At 31.6% G+C, this 12,948-nt stretch carries 13 protein-coding genes; all 13 read left to right on the top strand.

Translation table 11 applies throughout. The features are described from left to right. Positions 1–6 precede the first annotated feature (6 nt). The 13 genes from hisG (at position 7) to F553_RS0104905 (ending at position 12,895) form a co-directional block, all read left to right on the top strand. Positions 7–669, top strand: coding sequence for an ATP phosphoribosyltransferase (gene hisG / locus F553_RS0104965; RefSeq protein WP_018999238.1), 663 nt, complete (start codon positions 7–9; stop codon positions 667–669). Then, the gene (gene hisD / locus F553_RS0104960) at positions 670–2,019 is read left to right on the top strand and encodes a histidinol dehydrogenase (protein WP_018999237.1); all 1,350 of its coding nucleotides are present in this window, start codon (positions 670–672) and stop codon (positions 2,017–2,019) included. Continuing rightward, a complete protein-coding gene (gene hisC / locus F553_RS0104955; protein WP_018999236.1) occupies positions 2,012–3,079 on the top strand; it encodes a histidinol-phosphate transaminase in 1,068 nt (355 codons plus the stop codon). Before hisD ends, hisC begins: the two co-directional genes overlap by 8 nt. A gap of 14 nt (positions 3,080–3,093) precedes the next feature. Then, the gene (hisB, locus tag F553_RS0104950) at positions 3,094–3,699 is read left to right on the top strand and encodes an imidazoleglycerol-phosphate dehydratase HisB (protein ID WP_018999235.1); all 606 of its coding nucleotides are present in this window, start codon (positions 3,094–3,096) and stop codon (positions 3,697–3,699) included. 32 nt (positions 3,700–3,731) lie between these two features. Next, complete coding sequence (hisH, locus tag F553_RS0104945) at positions 3,732–4,352, top strand: imidazole glycerol phosphate synthase subunit HisH (protein WP_018999234.1); 621 nt, start codon at positions 3,732–3,734, stop codon at positions 4,350–4,352. 7 nt (positions 4,353–4,359) lie between these two features. Beyond that, positions 4,360–5,091 (top strand): 1-(5-phosphoribosyl)-5-[(5-phosphoribosylamino)methylideneamino]imidazole-4-carboxamide isomerase, encoded by a 732-nt coding sequence (gene hisA / locus F553_RS0104940; protein ID WP_018999233.1) that lies wholly within the window; start codon positions 4,360–4,362, stop codon positions 5,089–5,091. A 3-nt stretch (positions 5,092–5,094) separates the two neighbouring features. Then, complete coding sequence (gene hisF, locus F553_RS0104935) at positions 5,095–5,853, top strand: imidazole glycerol phosphate synthase subunit HisF (protein ID WP_008538428.1); 759 nt, start codon at positions 5,095–5,097, stop codon at positions 5,851–5,853. Further along, on the top strand, positions 5,853–6,554 hold the full coding sequence (hisIE, locus tag F553_RS0104930; RefSeq protein WP_008538427.1) for a bifunctional phosphoribosyl-AMP cyclohydrolase/phosphoribosyl-ATP diphosphatase HisIE: 702 nt from the start codon (positions 5,853–5,855) through the stop codon (positions 6,552–6,554). Before hisF ends, hisIE begins: the two co-directional genes overlap by 1 nt. A gap of 15 nt (positions 6,555–6,569) precedes the next feature. Further along, the gene (locus F553_RS0104925) at positions 6,570–7,292 is read left to right on the top strand and encodes a SagB/ThcOx family dehydrogenase (RefSeq protein WP_018999232.1); all 723 of its coding nucleotides are present in this window, start codon (positions 6,570–6,572) and stop codon (positions 7,290–7,292) included. A 178-nt stretch (positions 7,293–7,470) separates the two neighbouring features. Further along, a complete protein-coding gene (locus F553_RS0104920) occupies positions 7,471–9,168 on the top strand; it encodes a phosphoethanolamine transferase (protein ID WP_018999231.1) in 1,698 nt (565 codons plus the stop codon). A gap of 255 nt (positions 9,169–9,423) precedes the next feature. Further along, on the top strand, positions 9,424–10,206 hold the full coding sequence (locus F553_RS0104915; protein WP_008538413.1) for an ABC transporter ATP-binding protein: 783 nt from the start codon (positions 9,424–9,426) through the stop codon (positions 10,204–10,206). Between the two features lie 2 nt (positions 10,207–10,208). Further along, on the top strand, positions 10,209–11,882 hold the full coding sequence (locus F553_RS0104910) for an ABC transporter permease (protein ID WP_018999230.1): 1,674 nt from the start codon (positions 10,209–10,211) through the stop codon (positions 11,880–11,882). Then, entirely contained in the window at positions 11,879–12,895 is a 1,017-nt protein-coding gene (locus F553_RS0104905) for an extracellular solute-binding protein (RefSeq protein ID WP_018999229.1), read from the top strand. Before F553_RS0104910 ends, F553_RS0104905 begins: the two co-directional genes overlap by 4 nt. Positions 12,896–12,948: the final 53 nt, after the last annotated feature.

Here is a 12,948-nt window from a genome sequence, read left to right as displayed (position 1 = left end):
GATTTTATGATAAAAGACGATATGCAATATTTAACGATAGCATTACCAAAAGGCAAATTATTTTATTTAGCTAAAGATTTATTTGCTAAAGTTGGTTTTGTAGCTGACAATTTAGAAGAAAAATCAAGAAAATTAGTCATAACTAATGAAGAATTAAAATTGAAATTTATCATAGCTAAAACGGCTGATGTGCCTACATATGTAGAACATGGAGCAGCAGATATAGGTGTTATTGGTAAAGATGTGTTGATGGAAGCTCAAAAAGATGTTTATGAATTATTGGATTTAGGTTTTGGCAGATGTCATTTGATGATGGCTGTGCCAAAAGATAAAAAAAGAGCAAAATTAACAGATTATACACATACACGTGTAGCAACTAAATTCCCTAATGTGGCAAAACAATTTTTCACAAGTAAAGGTATGCAGATGGAATATATAAAAATGAATGGTTCTATCGAATTAGGGCCAATCGTAGGTCTATCTGAAAGTATCGTCGATATAGTGGAAACAGGAACTACACTTCGTGAAAATAATTTAGAAGAAATAGCATTTATTGCTGAAGCTAGTGCTAGATTGATTGCTAATCGTGCAAGTTTTAAATTAAAATTTGACCGCATCAGTAAATTAGTAAAAGCTTTGGAAATGGAATTGGAAGGGGCTAATGAATAAATGGAAGTTTTAAAAGTAAAAGAATTAGGCTTAGAAGCAATACAAAAAAAATTAGATAAAGCCGCTTTCGATAAAGTGGAATTAAATCCTCGCATTCGTGAAAAAAATAAAGAATTATACGGTGAAGATTTAACAGCTAATCAGATTGTAGAACGCATTGTAAATGAAGTTCGCCATAATGGTGATGAAGCTGTGATTAAATATACAAAATTATTAGATGGAGCAGATTTCACTCCTAGTCAATTTTTAGTAACACAAGAAGAATATGCTCAAGCATATGAAGTAGCTGATGAAGATATCGTAAATTCTTTGCGTAAAGCTATCGAAAATGTGCGTAGATATCACCAAGAACAAAAACCAAATTCATGGATTACATATAGAAATCATGGCTCTATATTAGGGCAATCTGTAATACCATTAGATAGAGTAGGCGTTTATGTTCCAGGTGGAACAGCAGCTTATCCTTCTTCTGTAGTGATGAATGTAATGCCAGCAAAAGTGGCAGGTGTTAAAGAAATCATCATGATGGCACCACCATCTCGTGATGGAAAATTAAATCCATATGTATTGATAGCTGCTAAAGAAGCAGGTGTTGATGCTATTTATAAAGTAGGTGGAGCTCAAGCTATAGCTGCTATGGCTTTTGGAACAGAAACTATTCCGAAAGTTGATAAAATCACAGGTCCTGGTAATATTTTCGTAACTCTTGCCAAAAAAGCAGTATATGGACATTGTGATATTGATATGCTAGCAGGTCCAAGTGAAATCTTGATTGTAGCAGATAAAACAGCAGACCCAGTATATACAGCAGCGGATATGTTAAGTCAGGCAGAACATGATATGCTCGCTTCTAGTATTGTACTCACTGATGATGAAGCCTTAGCAGATAAAGTTTTGGCAGAAGTAGAAAAACAATTAGCTAAATTGCCTAGAAAAGAAATTGCCAAAGCATCTTTAGAAAGAAATGGTCGCATTATTTTGACTGAAAATCTCATGCAGGCAATGGAACTTGCGAACTACTCTGCACCAGAACATATGGAGATTTTGACTGAAAATCCATTTAGTTTACTTCCTTATGTACGTCATGCAGGTGCAGTATTTTTAGGTGCTTATTCTCCTGAACCACTTGGAGATTATTTTGCAGGGCCAAACCATGTACTTCCTACAGGTGGCACAGCACGTTATTATTCTGTATTGAATACAGAAACATTTATGAAACGTACAAGCATAATTTCATATACACAAAAAGCTTTGCAAGAGGTAAGTTCTGATATCGTTCGTTTAGCTGAAGCAGAAGGATTACAAGCTCATGCAAATGCAATAAAATTAAGAGGTGAAAAAATTGATTAAATTAAAATATAGAACTGGTTTAAAAGATATGCCTAGCTACGATGTAGTGGAGCGTGATTGGGATATAAAGGTAAATGCAAATGAGTCTAATATGAATTTGCCACCAATAATTGAAGATAGATTGATGGCGCGATTAGCTTCTGTAGCTTTTAACCGTTATCCTAATGAACAAGTTGAATTATTAGCGGAACAAATTGCTGATAATTTTAGATTAGATAAAGAAAATATTTTAATCGCTAATGGTTCAAGTGAAATTTTGGAAAAATTATTCTTCGCTTTTGGCGGTAGAGGTAGAAAAATAGTATATCCACAACCATCTTTTTCCATGTATAAAATCTATGCTAAATTTAGCGCCTCCATTGGTGTACCTGTGGATTTAAATGATGATTATACGTTCAATGCAAGTGATTTTGTCAATGCTGTAAAAGAAAATAAAGCTTCTCTTGCTGTTATTTGTTCCCCAAATAATCCTACTGGTACAAAAATTCCTATGGCAGATATTGAATATGTAGCTAAAAATATTGATTGTGCTTTAGTCATTGATGAAGCATATGTAGAATTTGATGGCGAGTCTGCAATGAGATTTTTAAAAGATTATCCACATTTGATGATAGCAAGAACTTTCTCTAAAGCTTATGGATTAGCTAGTGCAAGAGTAGGTTATTTGATTGCTGATAAAAAAATTATTGAAATGGTAGGCAAAGCTTGTATGCCATATCATGTAAATGTATTATCTGCTATCACTGCTGATATAGTGTATCAAATGAGAGACGAATATATTCCACGCATTCAAATGACAGTGGCAGAAAGAAAACGCATAAGCGAACAGTTGAGTCAAATCGATGGAATAATAGTTTATCCATCTGCAACTAATTTCATCTTGATAAAATATGATAAAGCTGTAGCTTTAAATGAATATCTTGAAAATATCGGTATTGGTGTGCGTTCTTTTGGCAATGCTCCAAGACTTGAAAATTGCTTGCGCATTTCTATGGGAACTAGACCAGAAAATGATGCTGTGTATAAAGCTATAAAAGATTTTGTAGAAAGTCAAAATTAAAAGGATTGAATGGTATGGATTTAAATAAAAAACGCTGTGGTGCTATAAAACGCACTACAGCAGAAACATCTATTGATATAAAATTAAATCTTGATGGCACAGGAAAATCAAATATTAAGACTAAAATAGGCTTTTTTGACCATATGTTGACTTTATTATCAGCGCATAGCTTGATAGATATGGATATTTTCTGTGATGGAGATATAGAAGTTGATGGTCATCATAGTGTAGAAGATTGTGGTATTGCCTTAGGGCAAGCTTTTAAAGAAGCAATTGGTGATAAACGTGGTATAAATCGCTATGGAACTTTTTATGTTCCTATGGATGAAGCGTTAGCTTTGGTGTCTTTAGATATAAGTGGTAGACCTTATTTAGTATGTGATATGGGTGAGTTAGCTCCTATGATTGGCGATTTTGATACAGAACTTGTCGAAGAATTTATGCGAGCTTTTGCCTTTAATGCTGGAATTACATTGCATATAAAAGTGATGTATGGAAAAAATTCTCATCATAAAGTAGAAGGTGTATTTAAAGCTTTAGGTCATGCTTTAAGACAAGCTGTAGAATTTGACCAGAGAGCATTAGATAAAATTCCTTCAACAAAAGGAGTATTAGAATAAGATAAAAATTTTTAGTTAAAGGAGTTATTCTAATGATTGCAATTGTAGATTATGGTGTAGGCAATTTATTTAGTGTAGAGAAAGCATTTTTGAAATTTTCTCCAGATGTAGTGCTTACAAGTGATGCAAAAGTAATAGAAAAAGCCGATAAAATTGTACTTCCTGGTGTAGGTGCTTTTGGTGATTGCATGAAAAATTTTGAGCAATCAGGCTTAAAAAATTCTGTTTTAGAAGCTATTGAACAAGGAAAACCTGTAATGGGAATTTGTGTGGGTGAACAAATCATGTTTGAAGGCAGTGAGGAGTCACCAGAAGTAAAAGGCTTAGGAATTTTTAAAGGCATGGTAAAAAAAATAAATGCTCCTGGGCTAAAAATTCCGCATATGGGTTGGAATTCTTTAGTTATAGATGAAAAAAATAATCAGAATGTAAATATTAATTTATTTGCAGGATTGAAAGAAGAACCATATGTTTATTTTGTACATAGCTATCAGGCTTGTCCAGAAGATAAATCCATAATTTTAGCTAAATCTAGTTATGGCGAAGAATTGGTAGCTGCTGTGGGAAAAGATAATGTAGTAGCGACACAATTTCACCCTGAAAAATCAGGTGATATTGGTTTAAAAATTATTAAAAATTTTGTAGAAGGGTGAATGAAGATTGATTATTTTTCCAGCGATAGATATTAGAAATGGTAAATGTGTACGCCTTGTAAAAGGTGATTTTAATCAGGAAACTGTATTTTCTGAACGTCCAGAAATCATGGCAAAAAAATGGGAAGATGAAGGCGGTCAATACCTTCATTTAGTTGATTTAGATGGAGCTTTAAAAGGAAAATCACAGAATTTAGATGTTGTAGAAATGATACTAAAAACAGTGAATATCCCTGTAGAACTTGGTGGCGGTATTCGCACTATGGAAAATATAAAGCAAGTTTTAGATATGGGTGTTAGTCGTGTTATTTTGGGTTCTGTAGCTGTAAAAGATCCGCAATTAGTAAAAGATGCTTGCAAAAAATATGGCAGTGAACGCATTGTTGTAGGTATTGATGCTAAAGATGGCATTGTAGCTGTTGATGGCTGGGGCGTATCTGGCAATGTGGAAGCGAAAGAATTGGCTAAAAAAATGGCTGAAGCTGGTGTAAAACATATTATTTATACAGATATTTCTCGTGATGGCACTTTATCTGGTGTAAATGCAAAAGCAACAGCAGAACTTGCAAGTTATAGCGGGGTAAAAGTAGTAGCTTCTGGCGGAGTATCTTCTATTGAAGATATTAAAATTTTAAAAGGCTATGAACAAGATGGCATTGAAGGCGTAATCGTAGGTAGAGCTATTTATACAGATAATTTATCTTTACAAGAGGCTATAAAAATAGCTAAGGAGGGATAAATAATGTACACAAAAAGAATAATCCCTTGTCTTGATGTAAAAGCAGGACGAGTTGTCAAAGGAACAAATTTCGTTTCTTTGCGTGATGCAGGCGACCCTATAGAACTTGCGTCTGTATATGATAAAGAAATGGCAGATGAGCTTGTTTTTTTAGATATAACAGCTTCTAATGAACAACGTGATACTATTGTAAAAGTAGCAAATGATTGTGCAAGTCAAGTTTTCATTCCATTTACCATTGGTGGAGGAATTAGAACTGTAGAAGATATGCGCAAAATGCTCAAGGCTGGTGCAGATAAAGTATCTATGAATACAGCAGCGATAAAAGACCCTTCTATAATCAAAGAAGGAGCAGAAAAATTTGGCAATCAATGTATCGTGCTTGCTGTAGATGCTAAACGAAATGGCGAAAATTCTTGGGAAGTTTATATAAATGGTGGTAGAACACCAACGGGAATAGATTGTTTAGAATGGGTGAAAAAAGCAGTTTCTTTGGGAGCGGGTGAAATCTTGCTCACAAGTATGGACGCTGATGGTACAAAAAATGGTTATGATATACCACTAACACGTGCAGTTTCAGAAGCTGTAAATGTACCAGTAATTGCTTCAGGTGGAGCAGGAAAATTAGAACATTTTTACGAAGTATTAACAGAAGGAAAAGCTGATGCAGTACTTGCTGCTTCAGTTTTCCATTATGGAGAATTTAGTATTCGCCAAGTAAAAGAATACTTAAAATCTCGTGGTGTGGAGGTTAGATTGTAATGATAGATATCGACAAAGTAAAATTTGATGAAAAAGGCTTGGTGCCAGCTGTAGTGCAAGAAGCTAATGGCAAAGTTTTAATGCTTGCATATATGAATAAAGAATCACTACAAAAAACTATAGAAACAGGATATACATGGTTTTATAGTCGTTCTCGTCAAGAACTTTGGAATAAAGGGGCAACTTCTGGCAATAAACAATCTGTCAGTGAAATTTATTATGATTGTGATGGTGATACTTTGTTGGTAAAAGTTCATCAAACAGGTATGGCTTGTCATACTGGCACATATACTTGCTTTACTGATCGCAGATTATTCCCAGATAGTAAAGATTTAGTACCTATGGCTCAACCACAGGATAATACTTCTATTGCTAAAGTTTTAAATGATTTATATGCAACAATTAAAGACCGTCAAGTAAATCCAGTAGAAGGTTCATATACTAATTATTTATTTGAAAAAGGTCAAGATAAAATCTTGAAAAAAGTGGGCGAAGAATGTACTGAAACAATAATTGCTTCTAAAAATATGGATAAAGAAGAAATTCTTTATGAAATGAGCGATTTATGGTATCATTGTCTTGTTTTATTGGCATATCATAATATTACTCCAGATGATTTATTAGCTGAATTGATGAGCAGAAGAAATGGTGGAGAATATCATAGATTTGGCAAGAAAGAAATCAAAAAAAATAAATCTTAAAGAGGAGAATTGATGATGGGACAAGCTAGACTTGACTATATGAAAGATTCTGCATGGAAGCGTGGTACTGCAAAAAAAATAGATAATTTGCCACCTTTTGAATTACCATATGCAAAAAATGCAGTATTAGTTGACCTTGTAGATCCAGATATTTTACCTGATAGTCAGGTGAACTTTTTGGAAATGATAGAAGTTCGTTCTACACTTCGTCAATATGATGATACAAAAGAATTATCTAATAAAGAATTATCATATCTTTTATGGTGTACTCAAGGCGTAAAAATGGTAATGCAGACAAAGACTATTAGAAATGTACCTTCTGCTGGCGGTAGAAATGCATTGGAAACATTTTTATATATTCGCCGTGTTGAAGGTATAAAACCAGGTTTATATCGCTTTTTACCATTAGAGCATAAATTATTATTAGTATCTGACGCAGAAGATATTGAAGAAAAAATCTGTAGCCAATTTTCTACAGTAGGTGTAGCAAATAATGCAGCTGTAGTATTTTTATGGACAGCTGTTTATGAAAGAATGGATTGCATGTTTGGTGAAAGAGCATATCGCTATATTTATTTAGATGCTGGACATGTTTGCCAAAACTTATATTTAGCAGCACAGACAATGCATATAAAAGTATGTGCATTAGGTGCTTTTGATGATGAAGTTTTAAATCAAAATCTCGGTTTTGATGGAGAAAATCAATTTGTTGTCTATGGTGCTGGTGTAGGCAAATAATTTTTAATTGCATAATATAAAAATAAGTAAAACCTCAAGAGTTATATAATAATTCTTGAGGTTTTTGTCATAAAAATATTCTTTTTTATTGCCAAAATAATTTTTATAGTATATATTTATTTTAGTTATTTACAAAAATTTTACATATAAAATAAATAGACTTAAGAAAGGGCGTTTTGTGTTGTTAAATAAAGGTTTTATAGGAAAACTTACAGGTTATTTACAAAGAATTTTTGATGAACATTTTATGTTTATCATGATTTTATTTATAATTAATAGTTTAACTACAGCGTGGTCACTTTTTGATGAAGATAAAATTGACGTGGCGATTGGATATATTTTTTCTGTATGGTTAGGTTCATTGATAATAACTTGTCTTATTGATTTATTGCCAAAACGATTTTTGCAAAAAATTGTAAAAACGGTATTGGTCATACCAATAGGGCTTATATTTATCGGTGAATTTTTTACAATGTATTGCTATAAGGCTTTGATTGGCACAGGTATTATAAATTCTGCACTTGAAACAAATATGCGAGAAGCTACAGAATTTTTCTCTATGTATATAGGTTTTTCAGGAGTGGCTTCTGTCATTGTTTTAATTGCTTTAATTGTAGGTTTATATAAATATAATCCACTGAAAAAAATTACTTTAAAACAAAAGACAAAATCAGGTATAGTATGTACTTTGATGGTTTTAAGTGTGTTTTATACTATAAGAATGTTTACTGTATATACAGATTTTATTTGGGACGATGAAGTCTTACCAGTACAAAGGGTATATGCTTCTACTTCTGTCGCTGTAAGAAATATGCAAGCGTATAGAGAGCTTTCTTCTCAAGTAAATAGCAAGGTAGAACTCACAGAAAATAAGAGTGAAATAAAAAATATTGTATTTATTTTAGGTGAGTCTACAAATAGAAACCATATGCATCTTTATGGATATTATTTACCGAATACACCAAATCTTGATGCTTTAAATGAAAAAGGTGAAATCAGTGTTTTTCGAGATGTAGTAAGTCCTCATTCTACTACAATTGCAGTATTGAGTAAGTTATTTACATTTTGTAATCGTGAATCAGACCAAGAATGGTATCATTACAATAATTTAATTGATGTAATGAATGCTGCAGGATATAAAACATATTGGTTATCTAATCAAGAAACTTCAGGTGTTTGGGGCAATGTAGCTCAGATTTATGCAGCTCATAGTGATGTAAGTGCATTTACTCGTATTCGCGATTCAAGAGAAGATTATGGTATTGTTGATGGTGAATTATTCCCTCTTATTGATGATGCTATAGCAAATAGAAGTGAAGATAAAAATTTCTATGTAGTTCATTTGATGGGCGGACATGGATTATATTATAATCGTTTCCCTTATAGTTTTAGTAAATTTAGTAAAGATGATATCAATTTACCAATTACAGATGGTAAAAAAGAAATCGTAGCTCAATATGATAATGCGCTTTATTATAATGATTATATAGTAAGCAGTATTATTGATAAATTCCGTGATAGTGAAACTTTAGTTATTTATGTTCCTGACCATGGTGAAGCTGTGTATGATGAAGGCGAAGATATGTCAGGTCATATTGAAGAAAATCCTACACATCATATGATTGAAATACCAGTTATTATGTGGGCATCAGAAAAATTCAGAGCAAAATATCCTGAAAAATGGGAGCAAATCAAAAGAGCTGCTGATAGACCTTATATGACAGATGATATGATTCATACTGTTATGGATTTAGCAGATATAAAAACAGCTGAATTTGACCCTACAAGAAGCATTGTAAATGATAAATTCAATGAACAAAGACCTCGTATCTTTGATGGTATGGATTATGATACAGAAATAAAAAATAAAAGATAAATAATAGAAAAATCCCTAATACGGCATTTTGCTGTATTGGGGATTTTTTTTGCTGTTTATAGTATGATTTTTTACTGTTTTTACATTATTTTTGCATATATATTGCTTGTTTTTACAAAGTTTATATAAATTTACAAGATTTTCATAAAATTATTACAAGATAATGATAGAGGTAAAAGTTAAATTTTGGTTAAATAGATGATGTTGAATTAAGTATGTTATTAAGATTAAAAATTAATTGAATGAGGGTAAAAAATGTTAGAGTTAAAAAAGATTAGGAAATCATATGAAGGAATAGAAGTTCTTAAAAATATTAACTTAAAAATAGAAAAAGGAGAAATCGTTTCTATTTTAGGGCCATCTGGTTGTGGTAAAACTACTTTATTAAATTTAATTTTAGGGCTTACTCAAGTGAGTGAAGGCAGAATTATTTTTGATGGTGAAGATATAACACAGATGCCAATGGAAAAACGCGGTTTTAATATCGTATTTCAGGATTATGCATTATTCCCTAATTTAAATGTATATGAAAATATTGTTTACGGATTAAAAAATAAGCCAAATATTTCTACAACAAAAGAAGTTCAAGACTTAATCAATTTATTAGGTTTAGGCAAACATTTAACAAAGAAAATCGAAGAATTATCTGGTGGACAGAAACAAAGAACTGCACTTGCTAGAACTTTGGTGATGAAACCTAAAATTTTATTATTAGATGAGCCTTTATCTGCTTTAGATGGTGTTATCAAAGAATCTATCAAACAGAAAATCAAAGAAATAGCTCGTGATTTTAAATTGACTACAATCATAGTTACACATGACCCAGAAGAAGCATTGACTTTATCTGATAAAGTTTTGATTGTAAATGAAGGTCAGATTTCTCAATTTGGTACACCAGAGGAAATTATCAAAAAACCTGCAAATGATTTTGTCAGTGAATTTATCTTACGTCAGTTAGAAATCAAACGAAATAATATCTTAGAATTATTTTGGGATGGTAACAATAGAGATAGAAAAGAGATTCTTCAGGTGGGTTAATGATGAATATTTTAAAAACTAAACAAAAAGAATTACAGATGATTTTTATAGCTGTAATTATAATTTTTGCAGGATTTTTATTACTACCGTTTATAGAAATTTTATATCAATCTATAGCAGTAGGTGATGGTGTAGGCTTAAAACACTTTGCCACAATGTTAGATGAAGATAAATTCGCTACGGCTTTTGGCAATAGTATAGCAATTGCTTCAACTAGTGCGATTTTAAGTACGTTATTAGCATTTATTTTAGCCTATACTATCCATTATACAAATATAAATAAAACAGCTAAGCGTTTAATTCAAATATTGGCTATAGCACCTATGTTTTTGCCAACAATTACATATGGATTTGCAATAATTTATTCTTTAGGAAAACAAGGTTTTTTAACAAAAGTATTCAATATACAAATTGATATTTATGGTTTTAATGGTTTGTTGATAGGTTATATAATCTACACCATGCCAATAGCATTTTTACTCATTTATAATGCTATGAAATATATTGATAAGAAATTCATGATTGTATCAAAAATCATGGGCGATAGTTTATTTAAAACTTTTAGACAGACACTTATTAGACCATTATTAGGAACACTTGCAGCTTCATTTATACAATGCTTTTTCTTATGCTTCACAGATTATGGTATTCCAGCTTCAGTCGGTGGTAAATATCAGGTAATTGCTACAGTTTTATATGAAGAAATGATGGGAAGTATTCCTGATTTTAATCGTGGTGCTGTAGTAGCCATTGTGATGTTATTACCATCAATTATTAGTATTGCTTTATTGTGTTATCTACAACGTTATAATGTGCGTTATAACAAAATTTCTCAAGTGGAATTGAAAGTAAACAAAGTACGTGATTTTGTTTGGGGCGGATTATCTACTGTTATTTTAGTGATAATTTTATCCATGTTCGTTGTAATCTTCATGATACCATTTATTGATGAATGGCCATATCGTATGCAATTTACAACAGCGCATCTCGTAGAAATTTTAAATGATTCTAGCATTATTGATGTATATACAAATTCCTTATTAGTGGCTACTTTATCTGCTGTAGTGGGACTTGTTGTATCTTATGGTGCAGCTTTAATCACTGCTAGAAGTGATTTTATCAATGAAAAGAAATTTGCCATTGAAGCGATTGCTTTGATTACAAATACAATTCCAGGTATGGTAATTGGTATCGCTTATATGATGTTCTTTTCAGGAACTACATTACAAAATACTTTTGCTTTAATCATCATTTGTAATGTAATTCACTTCTTCTCCACACCATATTTAATGCTTAAAAATTCCTTAGAGAAATTGAATAAATCATGGGAAAATACAGCTTTATTGATGGGAGATAGTTGGTTTAAAACATTATATAGAATTATCACACCAAATATAAAAACTACTATTTTTGAAGTATTAGGATATTACTTTATCAATGCCATGGTAACTATTAGTGCAGTTATTTTCATAGCTGGTGCTCAGACTATGGTTATTACAGCCAAAATAAAAGAATTACAGTATTTTGGTAAATTTAATGAAATCTTCGTATTATCCATGCTGATTTTAGCTACAAATTTAATTGTAAAAGGTCTATTGACTGTATTAGCTAAAAAGAAAATTAGTGTGAAAAAAGAGAAAAAAGAAATGATAACAAAGGGAGAGGCTATAGTATGAAAAAGAAAAAAATCTTATCAATGTTATTAGCAGGTACGGCATTATGTGCGTCTATGCTATTTGGTGGTTGTGGTACATCTGGTAGCGATAGTGCATCTAGTGGAAATGATGGAAAAGTAGTTATTTATTCTAATGCAGATGATGAAGCAGTAGATGCTATGAAAAAAGCATTAGATAACAATGGTTTTAAAGATAAATATATGTTCCAGACTTTCGGTACTTCTGAACTTGGCGGTAAATTAATGGTAGAAGGTAAAAATATTGAAGCTGATGTAGTAACTATGAGTTCTTTCTACTTAGATAGTGCGCAAGAAAAAAATAAAATGTTCACAGATTTAACTTTTGATTATAAACCATTAACTGAAAAAGTTAATTTCTATGCACCAATCACTTCTCAAGAAGGCACTATCATTGTAAATACTGAAAAATTAAAAGAAGCAAATCTTCCTATGCCAAAAAGCATCAAAGATTTAGCAAATCCTATTTATAAAGACCAAATTTCTGTAACAGATGTAAAAGCATCATCTACAGCTTGGTTATTAATTCAAGGTTTAGTTTCTGCTTACGGTGATGAAGAAGCTAAAAATATTTTAGGTGGCATTTATAAAAATGCAGGTCCACATATTGAAAATTCTGGTTCTGCACCACTTAAAAAAGTTCGTGCTGGTGAAGTGGCTATCGGTTTTGGTTTAAGACAGCAGGCTGTTGCTGATAAATTAAAAGGTTTACCTATTGATTTTGTAGATCCAACAGAAGGTAATTTCTCTTTGACTGAATCTATTGCAGTTGTAGATAAGGGCGATAAAACAAATCCACTTGCAATGCAAATGGCAGAATGTATTATTCACAATGCTAGAGTAGATTTATTAAAATCTTATCCAAATCCAATTTATGAAGGTGAAGCTTCTGATTCTGTAAATAAATCAGCATATCCAAAAACTTTTGCTGAAAAATTATCTGTTGATTTATTGAAAAAACATCAAGATTTATCTGAAGCAGCTAAACAACTTTAATTTTAATGATTTATTTTAGGGTATATGTAGTTAAATACAATTAATATGCAAAA

Source organism: Megamonas rupellensis DSM 19944, from assembly GCF_000378365.1.
In the GTDB taxonomy this organism is placed as follows: Bacteria; Bacillota; Negativicutes; order Selenomonadales; family Selenomonadaceae; genus Megamonas; species Megamonas funiformis.
The sequence above is the reverse complement of the archived record's forward strand: the minus strand, read 5'-3'. Positions and strand labels throughout refer to the sequence as shown.